The following is a 24,982-nucleotide window of genomic DNA, read 5'->3' as shown; positions in this document are numbered from 1 at the left end:
CCCGCATCTCGTCAGAGAGCGGGGCTTTCTACTGAATCAACAGAAGTTAAATAACTTCTACTTCTTCAGCTTGCATGCCTTTCTGGCCGCGGGTAGCGACGAAAGAAACCTGCTGGCCTTCTTTCAGGGTCTTGAAACCGTCAGCCTTGATAGCTTTGAAGTGTACGAACAGGTCGTCACCGGATTGTGGGGTGATGAAGCCGAAGCCTTTTTCATCGTTGAACCACTTGACGGTACCGGTTTGGCGGTTAGACATTTGATGTCTCCTTGGACAAAGTTAACTGCGGCTCAGGAAACGCCCTGGCCGAGACTGAGTGCAAAGAGCAGGAAAAATTCTTGGAGATGGTTGGATCGAAATTCAACATCGTGGAGAGATTCTCAGTGACACAAGCAGCACAGTGATGCCACCTTAACCCTTTTTCCAGAACGTGCCAATGGTCTTTGCCAAGGTTTCGCCTATTTCGTGACTGACGGTGTCCCGGCCGGCCAGCAGGCGCCCGCCACAAAGGTTTTTGCGGGGTTTGGCGGGGTGATCCGGGTTAGCTATTTTGTGGCAAATCGAGCCCCGGACTTTGAACCGGGCGATGCGCCCCGGTAAGATGCCGGGCAGAATTTCTCCACCTCGCTATTCAGGACACCCGCCATGAGCATCAAATCGGACAAGTGGATTCGCCGCATGGCGCAAGAGCACGGCATGATCGAACCCTTCGTCGAGCGCCAGATGCGTGGTGAAGGCGCCGATCGGCTGATTTCCTTCGGCGTGTCGAGCTATGGCTACGACGTGCGTTGCGCCGACGAGTTCAAGGTGTTCACCAACATCAACTCGGCGACCGTCGATCCGAAGAACTTCGATGCCGGCAGCTTCGTCGATATCAAGAGCGATGTCTGCATCATTCCGCCGAACTCCTTCGCCCTGGCCCGTACCGTCGAGTACTTCCGCATTCCACGCAACGTGCTGACCATCTGCCTGGGCAAGAGCACCTACGCGCGCTGCGGGATCATCGTCAACGTGACCCCGCTGGAACCGGAGTGGGAAGGCCACGTGACCCTCGAGTTCTCCAACACCACCACCCTGCCGGCGAAGATCTACGCCAATGAAGGCGTGGCGCAGATGCTGTTCCTGGAGTCCGACGAGGAGTGCGAAGTCTCCTACAAGGACCGCGGCGGCAAGTATCAGGGCCAGCGTGGCGTGACCCTGCCGCGCACCTGACGAAGGGCGGCAAGTCCGAGGGAATTCCTGGGCGCCGGTGCACTCTACAGAGTGTACCGCCCTGGTTGGCGCAAGGCTGGCCGGGTCATTTCGCCCAGGAGTCACCCATGAAGATCGATCCAAGCATCAGTGCCGAACTGGCAAGACTGGAACCCAATCAAGTGGGCCTGCTGGCCTGGTCATTGCTCGCCCATCCACAGAGCCTTTCCGGTGGTATTCCCGGCCAGCCGGATCCCGATACCCCCAACGAACAGCCCACCGAACCGGGTGAACCGGTGCTGCCCGACGAGCCACCACCGGCGCCGGTGGCCTGATCCGTGCCCGACTGGACGGCCGCGTGCCGTCCAGGGGTCGCCTGTTTCAGTCCTTGCAGGTAGTCTGCGCCAGTGCCATCAACGCGCACTCACGGATATCAGACAATAAGAAGGGCTGCCCATGACGTTTTCCATTCCCCTGGGATTTTCCCGGCTCCTGCTGTCGGCGCTCCTGGTCGCCACCCCGTTGGCCGAGGCTGCCGAGCTGGCGCAGGGTGCTGCGCCGGTGCAGGTGGTCGGTCGGCTCGACCGGATCATCCAGCAGGGTGTACTGCGAGTCGGCACCACGGGTGACTACAAGCCCTTCAGCTACAAGAGTGGCGAGCATTTCATCGGCCTGGACATCGAGCTGGCACAGGAGCTGGCGCAATCGATGGGGGCGAAGCTGCAGTTGGTGCCGACGACCTGGCCGACGCTGATGAACGATTTGCAGGCGGACCACTTCGACCTGGCGATCAGTGGCATCTCGGTGAACATGGAGCGCCAGAGAAAGGCATTTTTTTCACAGCCTTACCAGCGTGATGGCAAGACACCGATCACCCTGTGCTCCCGCCAGCAGGCCTTCCAGACCCTGGAACAGATCGACCAGCCGCAGGTGACGGCCATCGTCAATCCGGGAGGCACCAACGAGAAATTCGCCCGGGCCAACCTGAAACAGGCGCGGATCGTCGTGCATGACGACAACGTCACCATCTTCCAGCAGATCGTCGACGGCAAGGCGGACCTGATGATGACCGACGCGGTGGAGACACGCCTGCAGGAGAAGCTGCACCCGCAGTTATGCGCGGTGCATCCGGACCAGCCGTTCGATTTTTCCGAGAAGGCGGTGCTGTTGCCACGGGACATCGTGCTTAAACAGTACGTTGACCAGTGGTTGCACCAGGACATGGAAAGCGGGCGGTTCGCCAAGCGCATGCAGAAGTGGCTGGCCTACCCATGGCAGGCCGCCCATAACTGAGGCAGAGCGTGATGGCCTCTTCGCGGGCAAGCCACGCTCCTACAGTATTGCGCCGTACACGTATTCCGGGCATGGCAGCAACCCCTGTAGGAGCGTGGCTTGCCCGCGAACAGGCCCTCAGGCCTTGCGCAATTACTTGAGGTTACCGCTGAGGAACTGCCGCAGCCGCTCGCTCTGCGGGTTGCCCAGCACGTCCTCGGGGGCTCCCTGCTCCTCCACCAGCCCCTGGTGCAGGAACAGCACCTGGCTCGATACCTTGCGGGCAAAGCTCATTTCGTGGGTGACCATGATCATCGTCCGGCCTTCCTCGGCCAGCCCCTGGATCACCTTCAGCACTTCGCCCACCAGTTCCGGGTCGAGCGCCGAGGTCGGCTCGTCGAACAGCATCACTTCCGGTTCCATCGCCAGCGCCCGGGCGATTGCCACCCGCTGTTGCTGGCCACCGGAGAGAAACGCCGGGTACTGCTCGGCGACCCGCGCCGGCAGGCCGACCTTGTCCAGGTAGCGGCGGGCCCGCTCCTCGGCCTCCTTGCGATCGACGCCCAGCACCCGGCGCGGCGCCATGGTGATGTTTTCCAGCACGCTCATGTGGCTCCACAGGTTGAAGTGCTGGAACACCATCGCCAGGCGGGTACGGATGCGTTGCAACTCGGCTTCGTCGGCGACGCGCATGCCGTTTCGGTCGCTGACCATGCGGATCGCCTGGCCGTCCAGGGTCATGGCACCGTCGTTGGGCGTTTCCAGGAAGTTGATGCAGCGCAGGAAGGTGCTCTTGCCCGAACCGCTGGCGCCGATCAGGCTGATCACATCGCCCGTCCTGGCCTTGAGCGAGACGCCCTTGAGCACCTCGTGGTTGCCATAGCTCTTGTGCAGGCCTTCAATGGTCAGTTTGTACATGGGTACCTCAAGGAGAAAGTAGATAGCCGCTGCGATAGGCTTCGTGGCCGGCGACATGGGCGATGACCATGCCGGCGGTCGCCATGCGGCGCAGCGAACGGGCATAGAGCAGGCCCGCGGTGGCGCTGTGAACAGGGGTGACCCGGTCGCTGATCGGGTCGATGACTTCGGCGATCAGTTGCCCGGCTGCCAGGTACTGGCCCGGCAGGGCATGGAATACCAGCAGGCCGCCGAATGGCGTGGCTACCGGTTCGACCCCGGCCAGCGGCGTCGCCGGATAACGCAGTGCCGGCAGTGGCGCGATCTCGCCTTCGATCACCCCGAAGTGGCTCAGGTAGTCGAGGATCGCCTGGCAGTCCTGGCTCGCCAGCGGGTGGGTGACATCACCCTGGCCGCGCAATTCGACGGTCACCGAAAAGCTGCCCATGGGCATCGCGAAGCGCTCGCCGAAGCGTTGCTGCAGGTCCCACCAGAGCAGGGTGAAACACTCGTCGAAGGACTGGCCGCCGGAGTCGGTCGCCAGCAGGCTGGCCTCGGAACCGATATAGCGGGCCAGCGGCTCGACCTGCGGCCAGGCCTCGGGCGTGGTGTACAGGTGGGTGACGGCCTCGAAGTCGCAATGCAGGTCGAGCACCATGTCGGCATCGCAGGCGATCCCTTGCAGTGCCAGTCGCTGGGATTGCAGTTGGGTGGCCGGGACCTCCGCCGCCAGCGCCGTCTTCAGTTCGCGCCGGATCAGCCACAGGTTGTGTCGCGGATCATCGTTGAGCAGGGGCTCGACGCGGTTGCCGATCTCCTCGCTGAGGTCGACGAACCAGCGGTTGAAGTTCTGCCCGCTTTCCAGCTCGTAGCGTCCCAGGGGCACGTCCATCAGCACCTGTTCCAGGCCGATCGGGTTGGCCACCGGTACCAGCACGATCTCGCCCCGCAGGCGGCCGGCCTGCTCCAGCTCGGCCAAGCGCTGCTTGAGGTGCCAGGCGACCAGCATGCCGGGCAGTTCGTCGGCGTGCAGCGAAGACTGGATATAGACCTTGCGTTCGGCCTGTTCCGGGCCGAAGTGGAAACTGTGGATCTGACGTGCGGTGCCCGGTACGGGCGCCAGCAGGTCATGAGTGACATGACGCATGGGCAAGTCCTAGTGGGCCGGGCCGAGGAAGGCCAGCCAGCGGCGTTCGGCCAGCCGGAACAGGCCGACCAGGGTGAAGGTGATCGCCAGGTAGATCACCGCGGCGATGCCGAACGACTGGAAGGTCATGTAGGTCGCCGAGTTGGCGTCCCGGGCGATCTTCAGGATATCGGGAATGGTCGCGGTGAAGGCCACCGTGGTCGAGTGCAGCATCAGGATCACTTCGTTGCTGTAGTACGGCAGCGAGCGGCGCAGGGCCGACGGCATGATCACGTAGGCGTAGAGCTTCCAGCCGGTGAGGCCATAGGCCTTGGCCGCCTCGACCTCGCCATGGTTCATGCTGCGGATCGCCCCGGCGAAGATCTCCGTGGTGTAGGCGCAGGTGTTCAGGGCGAAGGCGAGGATGGTGCAGTTCATCGCATCGCGGAAGAACGAGTTGAGCAACGGCTGGTTGCGTACGGCCTCCAGGCTGTAGATCCCGGTGTAGCAGATCAGCAACTGGATATACAGCGGCGTACCGCGGAACAGGTAGGTGTAGAACTCCACCGGCCAGCGGATGCGGCGCTTGGGCGAGACCCGGGCGATCGACAGCGGGATCGACAGCAGGAAACCGATGAAGATCGAGGCGCTGAGCAACCACAGGGTCATGGCCAGGCCGGTGATGTGCTGGCCGTCGCTGTAGAGGAACGGGCGCCAGTATTGTTCGAGCAGTTCGATCATCGCACGGCCTCCCGGGCACCGGCGGCATAACGCCGTTCAAGCCAGCGCAGGACATAGTTCGAGGCACTGGTGATCAGCAGGTAGATCAGGGCGGCGAGCACCAGGAAGTAGAACAGTTGATAGGTGCTCTTGCCCGCATCCTGGGCGGCCTTGACCAGGTCGGCCAGGCCGATGATCGAAACCAGCGCGGTGGCCTTGAGGATCACCATCCAGTTGTTGCCGATTCCCGGCAGGGCGAAGCGCATCATCTGCGGGAAGGTCACGAAGCGAAAGCGCTGGGCCCGGGTGAGGCCGTAGGCGGTGGCGGCTTCGAGCTGTCCGCGCGGCACGGCGAGAATCGCGCCACGGAAGGTTTCGGTGAAATAGGCGCCGTAGATGAAACCCAGGGTAATGACCCCGGCGGCGAACGGGTCGATCTCGATGTATTCCCAGTCCATCGCATCGGTCAGGCTGGAGAGCCAGGTTTGCAGGCTGTAGAAGATCAGCAGCATCAGTACCAGGTCGGGTACCCCGCGGATCAGCGTGGTGTAGATCTGCGCCGGCAGGCGCAGCAGGCCGATGCTGGAAAGCTTGGCACTGGCGCCGAGCAGGCCGAGCAGCACGCTCACCAGCAGCGACAGTATCGATAATTTGATGGTCATCCAGGTGCCTTGCAGCAGGATCGGGCCGAAGCCCTTCAAGCTGAAGGCGGAGAGCCCCAGGGTGTGCAGGAGGTTGTCGAACATGAACGTGTGCCTTTGGCCGTCAAGAAAGCGCCCCCTTTTGCAGGGGGCGCCCAGGGGATCACTTCCCGCTATACAGATTCAGGTCGCCAAAGTGCTTCTTCTGGATTTCGGCGTATTTGCCGTCCTTGTGTAACGCTTCGATACCTTTGTCCAGCAGAGCCTTGAGGTCCTTGTTACCTTTTTTGATACCGATCGCGGTTTTCGATGGCAGCAGCGGATCGTCGATCGCCTTGCTGACTTCGTAGCCGGCGCCGGCTGGCGACTTCAGGAAGCCCAGTTCGGCCTGGAGCATGTCCTGTACCGAGGCGTCGAGACGACCGGAGGTCAGGTCGGCGTAGACCTGGTCCTGGTTGGCGTAGGCCTTGGTGGTTACCCCGGCCTTGTCCAGCACGGCCTTGGCGTAGGCTTCCTGGATGGTGCCTTGCTCGTAGCCCACGGTCTTGCCCTTGAGGGATTCGGGGGTGGAGTAGTTCGCCCCTTTCTTGAACACCAGGGAGGTCGGGCCGGAGAACAGCTCGCTGGAGAAGTCGATGGCTTTCTGGCGGGTTTCGGTCACGGTCATCGACGAGATCACACCGTCGAACTTGTTGGCATTGAGGCCTGGAATCATGCCGTCGAAGTCGCTTTCGACCCATTTGCATTTGACTTTCAGCTCGGCGCAGATGGCGTTGCCCAGGTCGATGTCGAAGCCGACCAGGCTGCCGTCAGCGGCCTTGGATTCGAAGGGCGCGTAGGACGGGTCCACGCCGAAGCGCAGTTCCTTGTATTCCTTGGCCATGGCGACGCCTGCGCCCATGCAGAGAGCCAGTGCGGAAAGGGTCAGCAATGCTTTTTTCATTATTTAATCCCTGAAGACCAGAATGAGCGCTTGTGGCGCACTAAGTACTGTTACTGGAACGCGTATGACCGGATAAAAGTAGCAATTTCCGAACCATAGTCCCGAACAAGCGTTTCAAAAGGTAGGAATATGGCTACAAGCCAGCTCATCATGCCCGAAATCGGGCAGCAAAAAACTGGCGCACACTATTGGTGCGAAAAATCCTGCAAGTGAGAACGTCCCCGGTCCTGGGGTGAGTGGCTTTGGGAGCCGGGTAGCCCGAGGGGGCCCTGCGGACGTACTCGTGGATGAGCTGGGGGGCCGGCGATCCGGCACCCCGATATCATCCGCGAAGGGCTGACGCTACTTGCCCGGTGTCAGGGTCAGGCGACTGCTGCCGTAGGCCTTGTCGAGGTTCTGCGGCTGCATCGGGAAACTGACGTACTGGGCCTTCAGCCAGGCATCGAGGCCATTGGCGTAGTACGGGCTGGCCGGGTTGCCGGACTGGCCCGGGCTCTGCTGGCCGGTCATCGGTTCGAGCTGGCCGAAGTCGACGATCATCCGCACGGCCGGCGCCAGGATGGTCTCGAAGTCGCTACCGCCCCACAGGTAGGCCGTGGTGTTCAGGGTGGTGTGATCGCCACCGACCTGAACCGGGCCACGCAGGCTCTGGCCGCTGGCGTTCTTCCATTCGAGACGGTGCAGCTTGCCCCATTGCCAGGCCTTGCGGTCGCCGCCCAACTGGCTGTCGCCGGCGCTGATCGCCGCCGCCAGGCTACGGGCGAGAATTGCCGGCTTGTCTTCCTTCTGCGGGGTGCGGCTGTCATCCCAGAACGGGCTGTCCTCGCGCCCCAGCAGGTGATCGGCCTGGGCCGAGTAGGACAGCCGGCCGTTGGCGATGAAGGCCTGCCATGCCGGGCCGTTCTCCGGGCCGAGCTTGTCGAGGAAGATCTGCTTCATGCTTTCCTGCAGGAACAGCTCGTACAGCGCGGCGTCGGCCGAAACCGGGCTGAGTCTGCCATCGAACGCCATCAGCCGGCTGAGGGCTTCCCGCGCCTTGGCGCGTTCGGCCTCGGGCAGGGCGTCGATGGCCTGCTTGAGGGGCTGGGCCATGCCCGGAGCCTCGAACATCCGCTTCAGCTTGTCGGCGAAGGTGGTGCTCTGGTCGTACTGCATGGCGATGGTGCTGCGGCTGTCCTGCTTGCTGGCGCTGGCCAGTTGCGCCAGGCGTTCGCCACGCTCCGGGTAGTACCAGGAGTTGGACAACTGCATGCCGTAGCCCTTGGCCGCCGTGCGCTGGTTGGCGGTGCCGAGCCAGCCTTGCGGCGGGGTCTGGTCGTAGGGGTGGAGCATCGCGTCGGCATAACCGTCCCAGTCGAAGCGGCTGTCCCAGCCCGGCGACGGCAACAGGCCTTCGCCTTCGCGACGGTTCGGGTAGCGGCCGGTGACCTGCCAGCCGATGTTGCTGGCGTCGGCGAAGATCATGTTCAGGGCGATGGCGCGGATTTCCCGGCTGGCGTCGGAGGCTTTCTCGGCGTTCTGGGCGCGGGACAGGTCGAAGAACGCGTCGAGGCTCCTGTCGTCCTTGAGCGGCGCGGTCTGCAGGGCCAGGCCATAACCGCCGGCCAGCGGTGCATCGCCCAGGGCGCTGTTGAGCAGCGGGCCGTGGCGGGTTTCGTAGACGGTCTCGCGGATCGAGCGCTGGCCCTTGATGAAGTAGGTTTCGTTGCGCACGAGCGCCGGCAGCCATTTGCCGTCGGCTTCGTAGTACAGGGCGTTGCCCTGGCGCTTGAGCTTCTCGAGGAACAGGTCCTGGCTGTCGCCCGGTACCGCCGCGAGGCTCCAGGCGACCTTGCCGTTGAAACCGCTGAGGATGGCCGGCAGGCCGGCGACCGAGAGGCCGGCGGCCTGGTACTTGGGCGCGCGGATCTGCACGTAGTTCCAGGCGGCGCTGGCGTTGGTCGGTTGCTGCAGATCGGCGGCCAGCAGGCTCTTGCCGCTGCGGCTGCGCTGCGGGGCGATGGCCCAGTTGGTCGAGGTGCCGGCGCCGAAACCGTTCAGCGCGCTGACTTGCGCCGAAGCCTTGTCGACCGCAGCCAGCCCGGCGATCTGGCTCAGGGCCACGCCCTTGAGCTTGTCCGCCTCGGCCTGTGGCAGCGGTTCGTCGGGAGCGGTCGGGGTCAGCCAGGCGAGTTTGTCGATTCCGACTTTCTGGGCGATGACCAGCGAGGAGATCTCTTCCGGCAGGTTGGCCGACAGCTGGAAGTTCAGCAGGCAGAAAATCAGTGCGGAATCTTCCGGCTTCCAGTATTCGGGCAGGTAGCCGGTGCTGGCCAGGTCCGGCGGCAGCTTGTCGCGGTAGCGGAACAGGTAGGCGTTGACGCCCCGCGCGTAGACCTCGAAGAAACGCTTGAGGCGTGGCGAGGCGGCGTTGTACAGCTCGCCGGCGCTTTTCTTCAGGTTGACCGCGCGCATGAACCGGTCGGTATCCAGGGCCTGGGCGCCGTTCATCTCGGCCAGGCGGCCCTGGGCCAGCAGGCGCAGGGTGACCATCTGGGTGATACGGTCGCTGGCGTGGACATAACCCAGGGTGAACAGGGCGTCATGGAAGCTGCTGCTTTCGATCAGCGGCATGCCCAGGCTGTTGCGGCGCACCGAAACGTTCTGTGCCAGGCCCTTGATCGGCTGCACGCCGGAGGTCGGCGGCAGGCTGTCCCGGGCGTTCCAGGATTGGCAGCCGGCCAGGCCGAGCAGGCCCGCCACGGCGGCGGCGACGCCACATTTTTTGAAGAAGAGAGGGTAGGCTGGCGAGGCCATGGCAAGGCTCCTGCGGGGGTAGCGTCAGTAAAGGCGCTACGTTAGTGAGCGGGACCAGGCCGCGCAAGACGGGGGCTGCGGTTATTTTGCGGTTTTGTGCGATCCTGGCGGTTCCTGGCGCAAGGGGAGTGAACAAGACGATGGACAGGGCGGCATTGATCGTGATCGACCAGCAGCAGGGCATCCTTGAGCCGCGGCTCGGGCCACGCAACAATCCCGCGGCCGAGGAGCGGATCGCCGAACTGCTGCAGCACTGGCGCGAGCGGGGCTGGCCGGTGGTGCATGTGCAGCATCTTTCCCGTTCGTCGGAATCGGTGTTCTGGCCCGGCCAGTCGGGCGTCGAGTTCCAGGAGCGGTTTCGGCCGTGGCCGGGGGAGTGGTTGATCCAGAAGGATGTACCGGATGCTTTCTGCGCCACCGGGCTGCAAGCCCGTTTGCAGGCCGCGGGAATCCGTGAGCTTGTGATCGTCGGCGTGGCGACCCACAACTCGGTGGAAGCGACGGCACGTACGGCGGGCAATCTTGGCTTCGCCACCCGGGTGGTCGAGGATGCGTGCTACACCTTCGACAAGGCGGATTTTTTCGGCCAGATGCGCACTGCCCAGGAGGTGCATGCCATGTCCCTGGGCAACCTGCATGGCGAGTACGCGACGGTGGTGTCCGCGGCCGAGGTGATGGAGCGCTAGGCCCCGACAGGAGGGATCAGCCCATCGCTTCATCCACCAGTATCTGCAGGGTCTGTCGCGAACAGCGCTCGATTCGTGCCTCGACGCCATAGACCTCGGCGAACAGGCGCGCATCGAGGATCGCCTGCGGCTCGCCGCTGGCGAACAGTTGCCCCTGGCGCAGGACCGCGAGGTTGTCGGCATACCGCGCGGCGAGGTTGATGTCGTGCAGCACCACCACGGCGATCAAGCGGTGTTCACGCACCAGCGACTGCACGCAGGCCATCACCTTCAACTGGTAGTTGAGGTCCAGGGCACTGGTGGGCTCGTCCAGCAGCATCACCTGCGGCCGGCGGGCGATCAGTTGCGCCAGGCTGACCAGTTGCCGCTGGCCCCCGGACAGGCTGCTCAGCCACTGGTCGGCCAGATGGGTGATACCGATGCGCCGCAAGGCGTCGAAGGCTTCATCCAGGCATTGCTGGTGCGACAGCCGGCCGACGCGCAAGGCCGCGACCACGCTTTCCATCACGCTCAGGCTCAGGCCCGGTGGCAGGTTCTGCGGCATGTAGGTGACCCGCCGGGCGCGTTCCGCCACCGACAGGCGTGCCAGGTCCTCGCCGTTCAGGCGCACCGCGCCGCTCATGCTTTCCAGGCCGGCGATGCCGCGCAGCAGGGTCGACTTGCCGGCCCCGTTGGGGCCGATCAGTGCGGTCAGCGTGCCCGGCTGCAAAGCCGGCAGGCTAAGGCCGCGGACCACCTGGCGGCGGCCGTAGCCGATCACCGCATGTTCGACCGTCAGGCCTTGTGTTTGCTCGCTCATGGTTGCCTCCCACGCTTGAATACCAGCACGACGAAGATCGGCACGCCGACCAGGGCGGTGACGATCCCCACCGGCACCACCACACCGGGCATGATCAGCTTGCTGGCGATCGACGACAGCGACAGCAGCAGGGCGCCGACCAGGGCGCTGGCCGGCAGCAGGAAACGCTGGTCCTCGCCGACCAGGATGCGGGCGATGTGCGGGCCGACCAGGCCGATGAAGCCGATGGTGCCGACAAAGGCCACCGCCGTCGCCGACAGCAGGCTGATGCGCAGCAGCGAGGCGAAGCGCAGGCGTTTCACATCGACACCGAAGCTCATCGCACGGTCCTCGCCCATGCGCAGCAGGGTCAGGCGCGGGGCGGCGGCAAAGGAGAAGGGCATGACCAGGGCGATCACCAGCGCCAGGATACCCAGCTTGTCCCAGTTGGCCCGGGTCACGCTGCCCAGGGTCCAGAAGATCAGCTGTTGCAATACGTCCTCGGTGGCGACCAGTTGCAGCAGCGCCACCACCGCGTTGCAACTGAAGACCAGGGCGATGCCGAACAGCACCAGGCTCTCCACCCCGGCGCCGCGCAGCCGCGACATGGCCTGCAGCAGGAACACCGAGGCGGCGGCGAAGACGAAGGCCGAGAGGGAGATCGCCGTGTTGTTCGACAGCCAGGCGGTGGTCACCGGAAACACGATCACCAGCGAGGCGCCCAGGGCTGCCGCCGACGACACGCCGAGGGTGAACGGACTGGCCAGCGGATTGTTGAGGATCGCCTGCATTTCCGCCCCGGCCAGCGACAGTGCGCAGCCGACCAGCACGGCCATCAGGGTGTAGGGCAGGCGCACGTTCCAGACGATCACCTGGTCGGTCAGGCTCAGGTGGCCGGGGTGCAGCAGGCCGTCGAGCAGCGCGGCCAGGCCCAGGCCGGAAGGACCGCTGGCCAGGTCGACGAGCATCGCGCACAGCAGGGCGCCGCCCAGCAGCACCAATAACCACAGGCGGCGCAACAGCAGGCGGCGATAACCCTGGCTGGCCGTGGCCAGGTCCAGGGGCGAAGCGTTCAGGGATGTGGTCATCACGATCAGTTGGGCCCAGGCATCGTCTCACCGCCTTGTAGGAGCGGGCTTGCTCGCGAAGCGGCCAGTGAGGCCTTCAAAAGCTTCGCGGGCAAACCCGCTCCTCCAGGGCGGTGTGGGGCCGGGAGGCCCTTTTCCTCAGGGGGCAAGGCGGTTATTTGGCTTGCGCGTCGATCCAGTACGCACCCTTGAGCGGGGTGTCGAGGAACTGTTTGTTCATCGCATCCAGGGTGTCCTGCGGGTTCAACCGGGCGAACAGCTCCGGGTGAATCCACTTGGCCAGAGCTTCGATCGCCAGCAGGTTGTACGGCGAGTTGTAGAAGTCATGCCACAGGCCGTGGGCATTGCCAGTGCGGATCGCCCGCAGGTTCTTGAACTCGGGCCGCGCCAGCACCGTGTCGAAGGCCGCGCGGGCTTCGTCCTGGCCGACCTCGGCACCGAGGACCAGGCCCGGCTTGTGGTTGCCAGTGGCGACATACAGGTCCGGATCGGCCTTGAGCGCGTACTCGACGCTGATGTCGCCGAGCGCACCCGGCACCACGCCTTCGGCGATGTTCACGCCGCCGACGGTACGGATTACTTCACCCATGCCGCTTTTGCCGGTGGTATGCCCCGGCGCCTGCCAGGCACCGGCCAGCAGTTCGAGGAAAACTTTAGGCCGCTGGCTGTCCGGCAGGTTGCCGACCTGGTCGGTGATGGCTTTCAGGTGCTGGTCGTAGAAGTCCAGGTAGGCCTTGGCTTGCGCCTGGCGACCGAGGGCCAGGCCGAGGGCGTCGAGGCTGGCGTGGGTGCCCTTGATCGGGTTGATCCGGAAGTCGACGAACAGCACCGCGACACCGGCCTTGGCCAGCACATCGGCGACCGGGCTGTGTTCGGTCGGGCCGTGGCCGGAGATGCTGAACACTGCCAGGTCGGGCTTGAGGCTGAGGATTTCCTCGGCGCTGACGCTCTGCTCCGAGGCCTGGCCGATCAACGGGATGTCCTTGACCTTCGGGAACCTGGCGGCATAGGCCGCATAGGTGTGCGGGTCGAGCAGGCGCAGGTCGTTCTGCCAGCCGACGATGCGCTGGAACGGCGCCTCGCGGTCGAGCAGGGCGAAGGCGGAAATCAGCCGGCCCTCACCGAGCACCACGCGCTGGACGTGGTCCGGTACATCCACCTTGCGGCCCAGCACGTCGGTGACTTCATGGGCCGAGGCCGCCGTCGCGGGGCCAAGCAGCAGAACGGTGAACAGGGCACTCAGGCGCAACAGCGCACGGGGTTTGATCATCGCGATTTCTCCAGGGGCAGGCGGCGCATCAGACGTCACTCCAGCGCCGCAACGGGGTGTGGTAAGCGCCGCTCGGTTGTCGCAGCGGCAGTTCATCGGCGTGTTGCGCACCCAGGCGCCGGATCGCCACATCCATGCCTGGCGGCAGGGGTTTCCTTCTCCCGGGCCATGGCGGGGTGCAGCGCGCCCATGGCCACCAGACCGAACACCGGTGCCAGGGTGCCGGGCAGGGACAGGGGTTGCAGACGGGAGGCGGAGGGTTGGGGCGACGATGGCATGCGGGACAACCTGTGCTAAATTAAAATCAATCTTATTTAGATTCGGTAGTCTAAAGAGCCCGCCTCGGCGGACGGGGCGCTCTTTGTATTGGAACCGCATACAAACGCTTCTCAACATATTCCATTACATTTCATTTCTACAGGCCGAGAACTTTCGGCTATCTCGTAGCTTTTTTCGGATACTACCTTTCCTCATGAGCAAGCCAGATCACCTGTTGATCGTCGATGACGATCCGGAAATCCGTCAGTTGCTGTCCGAGTACCTGACCAACGCCGGCTATCAGACCTCTACCGCCTGCGATGGCAAGGAGATGCGCCGGCGCCTGGAGTTGAATGTCATCGACCTGATCGTCCTCGACCTGATGCTGCCGGGGGAGGATGGGCTGAGCCTGTGCCGCGAACTGCGGGTGACCTCCAACATCCCGGTGATCATGCTGACCGCCCGTGGCACTCTGGTGGACCGGATCCTCGGCCTTGAACTGGGTGCCGACGATTACCTGCCCAAGCCGTTCGACCCCCGGGAGCTGCTGGTGCGGATAAAGGTGGTGTTGCGCAGGGCCCAGAGCTTTCCCGAGCGGGCGCGGATCGACGATGTGCCGACCATTCGCTTCGCCGGCTGGCAACTGGATACCCGGGCCCGCCAACTGCTGTCTCCGCAGGGACTGGTGATCAGCCTGGGCAATACCGATTTCCGTGTGCTGCGCCTGCTGTTGCAGCATCCCAACCGGCCGTTGAGCCGGGATTTTCTGCTCAACCACGTGTTTGAAAAAGACAGCACGCCGTTCGACCGTTCGATCGACGTGTGCATCAGCCGCCTGCGTCAGCAACTGGAGCCGAGCCTGATCAAGACGGTGCGCAACGAGGGCTACATGCTGACCGCCACCGATGTGGAACCCCAGTCGTGAGATGGTGGCCGGGTTCGCTGTTCGGTCGGCTGGTGCTGATCCTGGTGACCGGCATGCTGGCGGCGCAGATCCTCACCAGCAGCATCTGGTACGACGTGCGCCACAGTCAGGTGCTGGAGATTCCCACCCGCCTGATCGCCACCCGGCTGGCCAATATCGTCCGTCTATCGCATCTTGATCCGCAGCGTGCGGACAGCCTGATCGAGCTGATCGACTCGCCGAACTTCCACCTGACCTTGAGCGAGCAGGCCAGTGGTATCCCCAGCCGCCTGAGCGAAAAGGACCTGGATACCGAGCGGCTGCTGAACAAGGTGCTGTCGGAGAAGACCGGTTACTCGCAGACCCTGCGTCTGCTGCAACTGTCGGTGGTGGATCAGCAGGGGCAGATCGCCGGCCTGTCCACGCTGTTCGGTGCCCGTCCGGCGATCGGCCGCTTCCTGATCGACCTGCGCCTGCCGGATGGCCGCTGGCTGCTGGTGGAGGCCAGGGAGGAACAGGGCTGGACCAGCACTTCGCCGCTGGACCTGCTGTTCGACTACGTGATGCGCATCTATCTGCTGCGGATCGTCGTGGTGGTGATCATTGCGCTGCTGGCGGTGCGCCTGGCGATCCGTCCGCTGAACGCCCTGGCCAAGGCCGCCGAGGCGCTGGGCCGGGACATCCGCCGACCGCCGCTGCCATTGGACGGGCCGACCGAGGTGCGACGCGCGGCCCAGGCCTTCAACGTCATGCAACAGCAACTGATCGCCAGCATCGCCGAGCGCACCCGCTTCCTCGCGGCGATTTCCCATGACCTGCGCTCGCCGATCACCCGGCTGCGCCTGCGCACCGAACTGCTTGAGGACAACCAGGTCAAGGAGCGCTTTCGCACGGACCTGGAGGACATGGAACACATGGTTTCCAGCACCCTGGACTTCGTCAGCAGCGGGGAAGTGAACGAGGAACGCCAGAACATCGATATCAATGCTCTGCTGCGCAGCCTGCAGGCCGACCTGGAAGATATCGGCGAGCCGATTCGTGTCGAGGGCTGGGCGCAACGGCCCTTGCCCGGCTATGCCCGCAGCCTCAAGCGCTGCGTGCAGAACCTGCTGGAGAATGCGGTGCGGTATGGTCGCGAGGTGGTGGTGCGGATCGAGGACGAGTCGCAACAACTGCGGATCGTCATCAGTGATCGCGGCCCGGGTGTTCCCGAGGCGCTGCTGGAGCAGGTGGTGGAGCCTTTCTATCGGGTCGAGGGCTCGCGCAATGCGAAAACTGGCGGCTATGGCCTGGGGCTGAGTATCGCCCATACCATCGCGGCGGCCCATGGTGGCCGGATGATCTTGCGCAATCGCGAGGGCGGCGGGCTGGAGGTCACGCTGGCGTTCGAGCGGCGCGATGACTAGGTGCAAACCGCTTGGCCGTGGCACTGATCCGTGCCTGAGGGGCGAGCTGCATCACCTGTGGGGCCGGCCTGCTGGCTATCCGCCAAAGGCGGCCATTGCGCGCCTTGATGCAGCGTTCGCGAGGATGCTATCGCCAGCCAGCGGTATGCCGCCCGGCCGCCACCCACAACAGCGATGCCCGGGGTCTCAGGCGCCGTGGCACTTCTTGAATTTCTTGCCGTTACCGCATGGGCACGGGTCATTGCGGCCCACGTCCTTCAGGGCGTTGCGGACCGGCTCCTGGTGCGCGTGGTTGCAGTGCGGGCCGTGAACGTGGCCGTGATCGTGGTGCGCGTGATCATGATCGTGGTTGCAATCAGGGCCATGGACGTGAGGTTGCTGGGTCATGCTGGAATTACTCCGAAATAAGATCGCCGGGAATTATCTCGCCTTTGTGCTCCAGGTGCACGTCATAGCCGATGAATAATCCGGTTTCAAGGGTGCCTTCCAATCGATAGGGGATTGGCGTGCCGAGTTTTTCCAGGCGCTTGGCCAGCGGTTTCATGTACTGCCAGAGGTTGGTTCGCACCGGCACCACGAAAAACGCCCGGCTGTTGGGCTCCACGGTCATCCAGCGGTCGTAGTCGCCTTCGGCCAGCAGCCACTGGTCCAGATAGATCCGATAATGCAGGGCACGCACGGTCAGGGTGTTGTCATTGGGGTTGTCGAGGCGAAAGTGCAGCTTGAACTTCTGTTGCAGCAGCGTGGCCTTGACCAGTTCCACCCGGACCACGCTCAGCTCGGGGTCCCGCGGCCCGGCATCGAGCCAGGAGGTGCAGCCGGACAGCGCCAGGGCGGCCAGCAGGGCGAACGCAGCGAGTGTCCTTGGGTGCATGGCTTCCTCCTCTCGAAGCCCAGTCTAGCCGGCTACCCGCCGGTTGTGGCGGTAAAACTTCCTGGTCCATACTCAAGACCGGCCGGCAACGGATCGAGCCGGTGGACAGGAGCAGGGTCATGAGCCTTTACGAGATTGTCTTCAGTGGCGAGCTGCTTCCCGGTGCCCCCGCCGAGCAGGTGCGCAGCAACCTGGCGCGCTTGTTCCAGGCCGATGCCCAGCGCATCGAACGGCTGTTCTCCGGGCGCCGGCTGGTATTGAAGAACAACCTCGATGCGGCGGCTGCCGAAAAGTACCGTTCGACCATCGAGCGGGCCGGGGCGCGGGTCGAGGTACAGGCGATGCAGGTGGATGCGGTCGAGCCGGGCGCTGTGCCCGAGCCGGCCGGCCGTGCCCGGGTGGTGCCACGTGATGCCTACATGGCTGCGTTCAGCGAGGTCGATGCACCGGACTATGCGCTGGCCGAGGTCGGCAGCGATATGCAGGACCCGAGGCCCGTGCCGGCTGCGCCGGTGTTCGACCTGTCGGCGTTCAGCGTGGCGCCGGTGGGCAGCGACATGGGCCAGATCCCGGCACCCGCCGCACCTGCGGTGCCGGACACCTCCCGCCTGAAACTGTGTTGAGCGGCCTCAGCCGGCCAGGTAGCTCGAACAGCACTTCTTGTATTTCTGCCCGCTGCCGCAGGGGCAGGCGTCGTTGCGCCCGGCCTTGAGCGCCACGGTCGGGTCGATGAAGTACCAGCGTCCGCTGTTCTGCACGAAGGCGGAACGTTCGCGATGGCTGTGTTCGCCGCCGTTGTCATGCCAGCGGGCGGTAAAGGTCACGAAGGCGTGCTCGGGCTGGCCGCCGAACACCTCCGAACCTTCCACCTCCAGGCCCAGCCAGGTGCTTTGCGCGCTCCACTCGGCGATGGACTGGCGGTCCAGGCCGCCCTGCTGGATCGGCAGGGTGGTCGCCACCAGGTAATCGACCAGTCCCAGCACGTAGGCGCTGTAGCGCGAGCGCATCAGCGCTTCGGCGCAGGGCGCCGGATGACCGGCGTGATAATGGCCGCAGCAGGTGTCCAGCAGGTTGCCGCTGCCGCAGGGGCAAATGGATACGCTCACGGGAGTCACCACCAGTATTTGCCGAAGTTTTCCGGGTTGGCCCAGAACTTGGCGTTGAGCCAGTCCGGGACCTGTTTGTATTCGCGCAGGTCGTAGGTGAACAGGGTCAGTACCTGCTGGTCGCGCTGGAAGCGCTCGCTGCTCTGCAGGGCCAGGGCGAAGAAGTCGCTGTCCTGCCAGTCGGCGGCCGGCATGTCCACCAGCACCGCCATGCGGCTGGCATTGAGGTTGCGGATACCGCCGAGCAGTTCCCGGCCGGCACGTTTGGGCAGGTGTTCGAGGCAGTCGAGCACCAGGGCCAGGTCGAAGCGTCGTGCCGCCAGTTCCGCCGGCAGGGCACCCGGCCCGGCGAAGGCGACCTGGGTCTGGGGGTGCGCCGCCTGGAAGGCCTCGAGCGCCGGAAAGCTGCTCGCGCCTACCAGCAGCAGGGTCTGCGGGGCATAGCGGTCCAGGAGTGCGGCCAGGGCTTGCTGGGGCGTGCGGGAAGAAATGCTCTCGGTCATCGAAAATCCTCAATCAGGACTGTAAAGACTAGTGGATAGGCCGCTCTGAATCGATGAATTTCGTCGAACCGGCGGGCAAAGCTACCGTTGGAGAATAATTTCTCCAGGCCACTGGCAAATTGCCTGTGCAAGCCGTTACTGTGCGCCCAAAGAATAAATTCACGAGAGGGGCGTATGAAGGTGCTTTGGGGGTTGGGGAAAGTCCTGACGCTGCTGTTCTGGCTGGTGGTGCTGGTCAACCTGGTGAACCCGCTGATCAGTCCGTTCCGCCTGTTGGTGAATCTGGCCGGGAGCCTGCTGTTGTTGACTCATTTGCTGGAAGTGGCGCTGTTCGACGGCAGCCTGCGCGAGCGTGCCCATCCCTGGCGTGATCGGGCGCAGATCCTGATATTCGGCATGTTCCACGTGCAGGTTCTGCCACTGCCATCCCGTGAGGAGGCAAGCCATGCGTAGTCTTTGCCTGCTGGCAGCGCTGTGCAGTCCCCTGGCGTTCGCCCAGGTCGTCAGTGTCGAGTCCCACTCCGTGTTGCGTCTGCCGGGCAATACCAGTTCCCTGCAGTTGGAACGCCTGGAGGTGGCCGACAACGGCACCCTGCTGGTTCCTGCGGGCATCACCCGTCTGGAAGTGGGTCAGTTGCACCTCGGACGCGAGGCGCGTATCGCCATCGTGCCCAGTGAGCAGGCTTTCGAGCTCAAGGCCGTACGCGCCGAACTCGACAGTGGCAGCCAGATCACCGCTCGCGGTGCTCCGGGTACCTATCAGAAGGCGCCCTTGCCTGGGCGGAACCTGAATGTACGGATCGACGCGCTGAAAGGGCCGCTGTTGTCGGTGGATGCCCGTGGCGGGACCGGCGTTCCGGGTTATGTCGGGCTCGATGGGGCCAACGGCGCGGAGCCGGGCTGCACCTGGGGCAGTGCCGGACGCGGCTCGGACGGTGACAATGGCGGAGATGGCCGCCAGGGTGCGCCGGGGGCGCAGGTCCACCTGCAGTTGCCGCGAGACTACCCGGCCGAACAGATCAAGGTTCAGGTCGATGGCGGAGCCGGTGGCCCGGCGGGAGCGGCGGGACGCCCGGGGGCGGGTGGCAAGTCCAAGGGCTGCTTCATTTATGACACGGCGGCTGGCAAGCCTGGCCGACCTGGCCTGGCCGGGCAGCCAGGGCCCCAGGGCGAGGCGGGCAGTGTCACCATCCAGCGGCTTTAGGACGCCTGAGGGGCGCCGGTCGGGCGCCCCTGCAAGCCCGTCTAGAACATCGGCCGCGCCGCGACGATCGCCACCAGCGCCAGGCCGATCAGCAGATTGACGCCCACCAGCCGCCGAATCCTGCCCAGTACCGCCGCTCCCTCGGCCCATTGCCCGGCTTCGACCGCCTTGCGCAGTTCCGGCAACTGCAACGACTGGATACGAAGAAACAGTGCCAACATCACGATGTATAGCCCCATCATGATCTGCACGTAACGTGGCGCCGTCTCGAACCCGCTGAAGCGCAGTTGCAGCAGGCCCACCCCGCTGATCGGCAGAACCACCACCGCGATCCAGACCCAGACGAAGAACCGCTGAAACACCTGGACCCACAATTTCAGGCGGGCCGGCCCCTCCAGTGCGGCCATGGCCGCCGGGCGCAGGACCATCCAGGCGAAGAACATGCCGCCGACCCAGATCAGGGCCGCCAGCAGATGCAAGGTGTAGGCGAGAGCAAAAACGGTCATTCGGGCACTCCGTTCGGCGCGGGATGAATTAGCGGGGTATGATAGCGGCCATTCGAACCACTGAAAATTTATCCAGCGTTTTTCGCGCCCGAAGAATCATGATCAGCACCGAACTCAAAACCACGATCCAGGGCGCCTACTCGCGTTTCCTCGAAGCCAAGAGCCTCAAGCCGCGTTATGGCCAGCGGCTGATGATCGCCGAAGTGGCGAAGGTTCTCGGCGATATCGACACCGACGCCGAAGGCCGTCGCGACGGCGAGCCGGCGGTGGTGGCGGTCGAGGCCGGCACCGGTACCGGCAAGACCGTCGCCTACAGCCTGGCCGCGATCCCCACCGCCAAGGCCGCCGGCAAGCGCCTGGTGATCGCCACCGCGACCGTCGCGCTGCAGGAACAGATCGTCTACAAGGACCTGCCGGACCTGATGCGCAGCAGCGGGCTGAATTTCAGCTTCGCCCTGGCCAAGGGCCGTGGGCGCTACATGTGCCTGTCCAAGCTCGACATGCTGCTGCAGGAGGGCCATGCGCAAACCGCCACGGCCCAGTTGTTCGAGGAGGAAGGCTTCAAGATCGAGGTCGATGAGGCCAGTCAGAAGCTGTTCACCAGCATGATCGAGAAACTGGCCGGCAACAAATGGGACGGCGACCGCGACAGCTGGCCCACCGCCCTGGAGGACGCCGACTGGGCGCGGCTGACCACCGACCACAGCCAGTGCACCACCCGCCACTGCCCGAACTTCGGCCAGTGCGCCTTCTACAAGGCCCGCGAGGGCATGGGCAAGGTCGACGTGATCGTCACCAACCACGACATGGTGCTGGCCGACCTCGCCCTTGGCGGCGGCGCGGTGCTGCCGGACCCGCGTGACACCCTGTACGTGTTCGACGAAGGCCATCACCTGCCGGACAAGGCCATCGGCCATTTCGCCCACTACACCCGCCTGCGTTCGACCGCCGACTGGCTGGAACAGACTGCCAAGAACCTGACCAAGCTGCTGGCCCAGCACCCGCTGCCGGGTGACCTGGGCAAGTGGATCGAACAGGTCCCGGAGCTGGCGCGGGAGATCAAGACCCAGCAGCAGTTCATGTTCAGCGCCTGCGAGCAGTTGGCCGACTTCCGCAGCGGCGAGGACATGGAGGGCCGCGAACGGCCGCGCCATCGCTTTGTCGGTGGGGTGATCCCCGAGCACCTTCGGGAAATCGGCATCGAGCTGAAGAAGGGCTTCGCCCGTCTCAACGACCTGTTCACCCGCCTGACCGACCTGCTCAAGGAAGGCATGGACGGCGAGGTCAGCATCGGCATCACCAGCAGCCAGGCCGAGGAATGGTATCCGCTGTTCGGCAGCCTGCTGTCCCGCGCCCAGGGCAACTGGGAACTGTGGACCGCGTTCACCACCGAGGACCCCGAGGACAATCCGCCGATGGCGCGTTGGCTGACCCTGGCCGAAAGCGGTGCGCTGTTCGACATCGAGGTCAATGCCAGCCCGATCCTGGCTGCGGACATGCTGCGCCGTAACCTGTGGAACGTGGCCTACGGCGCCCTGGTGACCTCGGCGACCCTGACCGCCCTGGGCACCTTCGATCGTTTCCGCATGCGTGCAGGCCTGCCGAAGACCGCGGTGACGGCAGTGGTACCGAGCCCGTTCCATCATGCCGATGCCGGCGTGCTGCGGGTGCCGGATCTCAAGGCCGACCCCCGTGATGCCGCCGCCCATACCGCGGCGATCATCCGCGACCTGCCGGAACTGGTCGAAGGCTCCCGTGGTTCGCTGGTGCTGTTTTCCTCGCGCAAGCAGATGCAGGACGTGTTCGACGGCCTGGATCGCGACTGGCGCCGCCAGGTGTTCATCCAGGGCAACCTGTCCAAGCAGGAAACCCTCAACAAGCACAAGGCGCGGGTCGACGCTGGCGATTCCAGCGTGCTGTTCGGCCTGGCGAGCTTCGCCGAGGGGGTCGACCTGCCCGGTGCCTATTGCGAACACGTGGTGATCGCCAAGATTCCGTTCGCCGTACCGGACGATCCGGTCGAGGCGGCGCTGGCCGAGTGGATCGAGGCCCGTGGCGGCAATCCGTTCATGGAGATCGCCGTGCCGGACGCCTCGCTCAAGCTGGTGCAGGCCTGTGGCCGGCTGCTGCGCACCGAGGCGGACCGGGGGACCATCACCTTGCTCGACCGGCGCCTGGTCACTCAGCGCTACGGGAAGGCTATCCTCAATGCCTTGCCACCATTCCGACGTGAAATATCTTGATGTGACGTAGGTTAAATCGCCTATTTCGTTGTCTATGGAGGGCGCTTTCGAGGGCCGCACGAAACTGCCCAGCCGCTTTCGTGCAGAGCCCGGCGCCACGCAGGCCGTTGACTGGCCGATAGGGAGAACTGGATTCAAATGATTCGCCGTACGCTGCCCACCGTTTTTGCTCTGCTGTTCGCTGCGCCATTGCTGGCCGCGCCTGCGGGCCAGCAGACCCTGTTCAACTTCGTTCGCCCCGCCGATGTGGTGCAGGTGGTGACCAATGGTACGGATCTGCCGCAATCCAACGCCGAACAGACAGCCGAGGGCGAGGTGCTGCGTCGCGTCACCTTCACCCCGACGGCACAACCGAGTCTGCGTCTGACGCCCCAGAGCGGTGCGTGGGACTGGTCGCAGTCCGGGGTGATGAGCCTGCGCATCCAGAGTGCGATGGACTGGGCGCTGACGCTCAACGTGACGATCCAGAGCAACGACGGCAAGACCCTCACCAGTCGCGTCGACCTGCCGGCCGGCCCGGCACAGACCCTGCTGGTGCCGTTGCAGGCCTTTTCGCCGCTGAGCCAGGGCATGCGCGCCGGCCCACCGATGCCCCTGAGCGTGGATGGCCAGCGGGTGCTGCTGGCCAGCAGCGTGGGTGAGCTGGACCGCAAGCAGGTGGTGTCGGTGACCTTGTCGATGGACAAGCCGAAAGTGGCGCAGAACATCCTGCTGGAGCGCTTTGGCGTGCAGAACGGCGATGATGTGATCAAGGCCGCCTACAGCTCGCTGGTCGATGGCTACGGCCAGTCGAACCGCGCCAGGTGGCCGGAGAAGGTCACGTCCGATGAGCAACTCAGGAGTGCGGCCAACCGCGAGGGTCAACAGCTCAAGGGCTGGCTGGCCGAGCGTGAACGCAACGGCCTGGACAAGTTCGGTGGCTGGACCAAGGGCCCGGGCTTCGACGCCACGGGCTTTTTCCGTACCGAGAAGCATGACGGGCGCTGGTATCTGGTGACGCCGGAAGGCCATCCGTTCTATTCCCTCGGGGTCAATACGGTCAGCGCCAGCGACCAGCAGACCTATGTCGAGGGGCGTGAATGGATGTTCGGTGACCTGCCCAGGGACGGCGAGCCCCTGGCCGCCTACTACGGCCAGGGCGATAACAGCGTCGCCCTGGCCTCCAACGCCGGACGTGGATTCAACCGTGGACGCTGGTTCGACTTCTATGGTGCCAACCTGCAACGTACCTATGGCAAGCCTTGCGTCCAGCCCAAAGAGGGTGAGCCGGAGCCGCCGTGCGCCGAAGGTTTCGATGCCAAACGCTGGCAGACGCACACTCTGGACCGACTGCAGGCCTGGGGTTTCAACACCATCGGCAACTGGAGCGATCCGGCCCTGGGCCTGAACGATCGCGTGCCTTACACCCTGCCGCTATCGATCGTCGGTGACTACGCCAGCATCAGCACCGGCAACGACTGGTGGGGCGGTATGCCCGACCCGTTCGACCCGCGCTTTGCCATGGCGACCGAGCGTGCAGTCGCCATCGCTGCCCGCGATCATCGCGACGACCCGTGGCTGGTGGGCTATTTCGCCGACAACGAGCTGGCCTGGGCCGGTCCTGGCGACGATCCGAAATCCCGCTATGCGCTGGCCTATGGCACCTTGCGCCTGACCACCGACGTGGCCGCCAAACGTGCGTTCCTCAAGCAGTTGCGCGACAAGTATCGCAACCAGCAGGGGCTGTCGAAGGCCTGGGGTGTGGATATCCCGACCTGGGAGCAGATGGAGGACCCGGGCTTCGAGGCGCCGCTGCCGAACCCGGAGCACCCGGAAATCGAGGCTGACCTCAAGTATTTCCAGAAGGTCTTTGCCGATACCTACTTCAAGACCATCTCCGATTCGCTGAAGTGGCACGCCCCCAATCACCTGCTGCTGGGCGGACGCTTTGCCGTCAGTACACCGGAGGCGGTGGCCTCCTGTGCCCAGTACTGCGATGTGCTGAGCTTCAACTTCTATACCCTGCAACCCCGCGACGGCTACGACTTCGACCAGTTGAAGGCGCTGGACAAGCCGGTGCTGATCACCGAATTCAACTTCGGCTCACGCGATCGTGGCCCGTTCTGGGGCGGGGTGACCGAGGTGGCGAAGGAAGAGGATCGTGGTCCGGCCTACGCCAACTTCATCAGGCAGGCGGTGAACGAGCCGTCCATCGTCGGTGTGCACTGGTTCCAGTATCTCGATCAGCCGGTGACCGGTCGCCTGCTCGATGGTGAAAACGGTCACTTCGGGTTGGTGGGTATCACCGACGTGCCGTTCCAGGGCTTCGTCGAGAGCGTGCGCAAGAGCAACCTGCAGGCCATCGAGCTGCTGGGCAAGGCCGCGGAGAAAGCCAAGGTCGACGCCCAGCAGAAGGCGGCCAAGGGCATCGACCACGACGACAGTGGCGGCAAGGGCCGCTCCGGCAGCGCCGGCTCGGGTGCCGCCGGGCATGCCGGCGGACACTCGGGCAACGGCCACTGATCGAAAAGACGCCCTGGGCCGACTCAGTGGCGTCTTTTCCTACAGGGCGGGTGTAAGAACCGTTCGACCC

Annotated in this window: 27 protein-coding genes; 11 read left to right on the top strand and 16 right to left on the bottom strand. The window is 64.5% G+C overall.

Annotation, left to right across the window (positions count from 1 at the left end; all coding sequences use genetic code 11):
* Nucleotides 1-46 precede the first annotated feature (46 nt).
* On the bottom strand, nucleotides 47-256 hold the full coding sequence (locus tag ACMGT0_RS25810) for a cold-shock protein (RefSeq protein WP_054056612.1): 210 nt from the start codon (nucleotides 254-256) through the stop codon (nucleotides 47-49).
* 387 nt (nucleotides 257-643) lie between these two features.
* Between ACMGT0_RS25810 and dcd the strand changes: the two genes are divergently transcribed.
* From dcd to ACMGT0_RS25795, 3 genes are all read left to right on the top strand, one after another.
* Nucleotides 644-1,210 carry a dCTP deaminase gene (gene dcd / locus ACMGT0_RS25805; protein WP_010445012.1) on the top strand — a complete coding sequence of 189 codons (567 nt, stop codon included), beginning with the start codon at nucleotides 644-646 and terminating at the stop codon, nucleotides 1,208-1,210.
* Between the two features lie 107 nt (nucleotides 1,211-1,317).
* Entirely contained in the window at nucleotides 1,318-1,524 is a 207-nt protein-coding gene (locus ACMGT0_RS25800; protein WP_416770361.1) for a hypothetical protein, read from the top strand.
* Between the two features lie 121 nt (nucleotides 1,525-1,645).
* Nucleotides 1,646-2,482 (top strand): transporter substrate-binding domain-containing protein, encoded by an 837-nt coding sequence (locus tag ACMGT0_RS25795; RefSeq protein ID WP_416770359.1) that lies wholly within the window; start codon nucleotides 1,646-1,648, stop codon nucleotides 2,480-2,482.
* A gap of 132 nt (nucleotides 2,483-2,614) precedes the next feature.
* Here ACMGT0_RS25795 and ACMGT0_RS25790 read toward each other — a convergent pair whose 3' ends face one another.
* The 6 genes from ACMGT0_RS25790 to ACMGT0_RS25765 all read right to left on the bottom strand — a co-directional run bounded on the left by ACMGT0_RS25790 (nucleotide 2,615) and on the right by ACMGT0_RS25765 (nucleotide 9,584).
* On the bottom strand, nucleotides 2,615-3,379 hold the full coding sequence (locus ACMGT0_RS25790) for an ABC transporter ATP-binding protein (RefSeq protein WP_054056615.1): 765 nt from the start codon (nucleotides 3,377-3,379) through the stop codon (nucleotides 2,615-2,617).
* Nucleotides 3,380-3,386: 7 nt separating this feature from the next.
* Nucleotides 3,387-4,505: a succinylglutamate desuccinylase/aspartoacylase family protein gene (locus tag ACMGT0_RS25785; RefSeq protein WP_416770357.1), complete on the bottom strand. Its 1,119-nt coding sequence runs from the start codon at nucleotides 4,503-4,505 to the stop codon at nucleotides 3,387-3,389.
* A gap of 9 nt (nucleotides 4,506-4,514) precedes the next feature.
* Entirely contained in the window at nucleotides 4,515-5,225 is a 711-nt protein-coding gene (locus ACMGT0_RS25780) for an ABC transporter permease (protein ID WP_054056617.1), read from the bottom strand.
* Nucleotides 5,222-5,950 carry an ABC transporter permease gene (locus tag ACMGT0_RS25775; protein WP_054056618.1) on the bottom strand — a complete coding sequence of 243 codons (729 nt, stop codon included), beginning with the start codon at nucleotides 5,948-5,950 and terminating at the stop codon, nucleotides 5,222-5,224. Before ACMGT0_RS25775 ends, ACMGT0_RS25780 begins: the two co-directional genes overlap by 4 nt.
* Before the next feature lie 58 nt (nucleotides 5,951-6,008).
* Nucleotides 6,009-6,788, bottom strand: a complete 780-nt coding sequence (locus ACMGT0_RS25770) for a transporter substrate-binding domain-containing protein (protein ID WP_054056619.1) — start codon at nucleotides 6,786-6,788, stop codon at nucleotides 6,009-6,011.
* A 342-nt stretch (nucleotides 6,789-7,130) separates the two neighbouring features.
* A complete protein-coding gene (locus tag ACMGT0_RS25765) occupies nucleotides 7,131-9,584 on the bottom strand; it encodes a penicillin acylase family protein (protein WP_416770354.1) in 2,454 nt (817 codons plus the stop codon).
* 140 nt (nucleotides 9,585-9,724) lie between these two features.
* Between ACMGT0_RS25765 and ACMGT0_RS25760 the strand changes: the two genes are divergently transcribed.
* Complete coding sequence (locus ACMGT0_RS25760) at nucleotides 9,725-10,270, top strand: cysteine hydrolase family protein (protein ID WP_054056621.1); 546 nt, start codon at nucleotides 9,725-9,727, stop codon at nucleotides 10,268-10,270.
* Between the two features lie 16 nt (nucleotides 10,271-10,286).
* On the opposite strand, the gene ACMGT0_RS25755 is transcribed toward ACMGT0_RS25760, so the two are convergent.
* The 4 genes from ACMGT0_RS25755 to ACMGT0_RS25740 all read right to left on the bottom strand — a co-directional run bounded on the left by ACMGT0_RS25755 (nucleotide 10,287) and on the right by ACMGT0_RS25740 (nucleotide 13,684).
* Nucleotides 10,287-11,069 (bottom strand): ABC transporter ATP-binding protein, encoded by a 783-nt coding sequence (locus ACMGT0_RS25755; protein ID WP_416770352.1) that lies wholly within the window; start codon nucleotides 11,067-11,069, stop codon nucleotides 10,287-10,289.
* A complete protein-coding gene (locus ACMGT0_RS25750) occupies nucleotides 11,066-12,136 on the bottom strand; it encodes a FecCD family ABC transporter permease (protein WP_416770351.1) in 1,071 nt (356 codons plus the stop codon). The genes ACMGT0_RS25755 and ACMGT0_RS25750 overlap by 4 nt, the downstream gene beginning before the upstream one ends.
* 154 nt (nucleotides 12,137-12,290) lie before the next feature.
* The gene (locus ACMGT0_RS25745; RefSeq protein ID WP_416770349.1) at nucleotides 12,291-13,406 is read right to left on the bottom strand and encodes an ABC transporter substrate-binding protein; all 1,116 of its coding nucleotides are present in this window, start codon (nucleotides 13,404-13,406) and stop codon (nucleotides 12,291-12,293) included.
* 92 nt (nucleotides 13,407-13,498) lie between these two features.
* Entirely contained in the window at nucleotides 13,499-13,684 is a 186-nt protein-coding gene (locus ACMGT0_RS25740; RefSeq protein WP_416770347.1) for a hypothetical protein, read from the bottom strand.
* 194 nt (nucleotides 13,685-13,878) lie between these two features.
* On the opposite strand from ACMGT0_RS25740, the gene ACMGT0_RS25735 reads away from it, so the two are divergent.
* Both ACMGT0_RS25735 and ACMGT0_RS25730 read left to right on the top strand, forming a co-directional pair.
* On the top strand, nucleotides 13,879-14,589 hold the full coding sequence (locus ACMGT0_RS25735; protein ID WP_054056626.1) for a response regulator: 711 nt from the start codon (nucleotides 13,879-13,881) through the stop codon (nucleotides 14,587-14,589).
* Nucleotides 14,586-15,974, top strand: a complete 1,389-nt coding sequence (locus ACMGT0_RS25730; protein WP_416770345.1) for an ATP-binding protein — start codon at nucleotides 14,586-14,588, stop codon at nucleotides 15,972-15,974. The genes ACMGT0_RS25735 and ACMGT0_RS25730 overlap by 4 nt, the downstream gene beginning before the upstream one ends.
* 186 nt (nucleotides 15,975-16,160) lie before the next feature.
* Here ACMGT0_RS25730 and ACMGT0_RS25725 read toward each other — a convergent pair whose 3' ends face one another.
* Both ACMGT0_RS25725 and ACMGT0_RS25720 read right to left on the bottom strand, forming a co-directional pair.
* On the bottom strand, nucleotides 16,161-16,361 hold the full coding sequence (locus tag ACMGT0_RS25725) for an SEC-C metal-binding domain-containing protein (protein ID WP_037006349.1): 201 nt from the start codon (nucleotides 16,359-16,361) through the stop codon (nucleotides 16,161-16,163).
* A gap of 7 nt (nucleotides 16,362-16,368) precedes the next feature.
* Nucleotides 16,369-16,848 carry an LEA type 2 family protein gene (locus ACMGT0_RS25720; protein ID WP_054056629.1) on the bottom strand — a complete coding sequence of 160 codons (480 nt, stop codon included), beginning with the start codon at nucleotides 16,846-16,848 and terminating at the stop codon, nucleotides 16,369-16,371.
* A gap of 119 nt (nucleotides 16,849-16,967) precedes the next feature.
* Between ACMGT0_RS25720 and ACMGT0_RS25715 the strand changes: the two genes are divergently transcribed.
* Nucleotides 16,968-17,471, top strand: a complete 504-nt coding sequence (locus ACMGT0_RS25715; protein ID WP_416770342.1) for a hypothetical protein — start codon at nucleotides 16,968-16,970, stop codon at nucleotides 17,469-17,471.
* A gap of 6 nt (nucleotides 17,472-17,477) precedes the next feature.
* Here the strand turns inward: ACMGT0_RS25715 and ACMGT0_RS25710 are convergent, their stop codons facing one another.
* Nucleotides 17,478-17,954, bottom strand: a complete 477-nt coding sequence (locus tag ACMGT0_RS25710; RefSeq protein WP_416770340.1) for a YchJ family protein — start codon at nucleotides 17,952-17,954, stop codon at nucleotides 17,478-17,480.
* A 5-nt stretch (nucleotides 17,955-17,959) separates the two neighbouring features.
* Nucleotides 17,960-18,457, bottom strand: coding sequence for a DUF6231 family protein (locus ACMGT0_RS25705; protein ID WP_054056632.1), 498 nt, complete (start codon nucleotides 18,455-18,457; stop codon nucleotides 17,960-17,962).
* A 174-nt stretch (nucleotides 18,458-18,631) separates the two neighbouring features.
* Here ACMGT0_RS25705 and ACMGT0_RS25700 point away from each other — a divergent pair, with 174 nt between their 5' ends.
* Both ACMGT0_RS25700 and ACMGT0_RS25695 read left to right on the top strand, forming a co-directional pair.
* A complete protein-coding gene (locus tag ACMGT0_RS25700) occupies nucleotides 18,632-18,910 on the top strand; it encodes a DUF1145 domain-containing protein (RefSeq protein WP_054056633.1) in 279 nt (92 codons plus the stop codon).
* Nucleotides 18,903-19,661: a hypothetical protein gene (locus ACMGT0_RS25695; protein WP_054061643.1), complete on the top strand. Its 759-nt coding sequence runs from the start codon at nucleotides 18,903-18,905 to the stop codon at nucleotides 19,659-19,661. Before ACMGT0_RS25700 ends, ACMGT0_RS25695 begins: the two co-directional genes overlap by 8 nt.
* Before the next feature lie 41 nt (nucleotides 19,662-19,702).
* On the opposite strand, the gene ACMGT0_RS25690 is transcribed toward ACMGT0_RS25695, so the two are convergent.
* Nucleotides 19,703-20,167, bottom strand: a complete 465-nt coding sequence (locus tag ACMGT0_RS25690) for a CopD family protein (protein ID WP_416770337.1) — start codon at nucleotides 20,165-20,167, stop codon at nucleotides 19,703-19,705.
* A gap of 98 nt (nucleotides 20,168-20,265) precedes the next feature.
* Here ACMGT0_RS25690 and dinG point away from each other — a divergent pair, with 98 nt between their 5' ends.
* Nucleotides 20,266-22,410, top strand: coding sequence for an ATP-dependent DNA helicase DinG (gene dinG / locus ACMGT0_RS25685; RefSeq protein ID WP_416770335.1), 2,145 nt, complete (start codon nucleotides 20,266-20,268; stop codon nucleotides 22,408-22,410).
* Nucleotides 22,411-22,548: 138 nt separating this feature from the next.
* The gene (locus tag ACMGT0_RS25680) at nucleotides 22,549-24,912 is read left to right on the top strand and encodes a beta-galactosidase (RefSeq protein ID WP_054061642.1); all 2,364 of its coding nucleotides are present in this window, start codon (nucleotides 22,549-22,551) and stop codon (nucleotides 24,910-24,912) included.
* Nucleotides 24,913-24,982 lie beyond the last annotated feature (70 nt).

Origin of the sequence: Pseudomonas sp. RHF3.3-3 (assembly GCF_048069595.1) — a bacterium.
GTDB classification, from domain to species: domain Bacteria; phylum Pseudomonadota; class Gammaproteobacteria; order Pseudomonadales; family Pseudomonadaceae; genus Aquipseudomonas; species Aquipseudomonas fuscovaginae_B.
The sequence above is the reverse complement of the archived record's forward strand: the minus strand, read 5'-3'. Positions and strand labels throughout refer to the sequence as shown.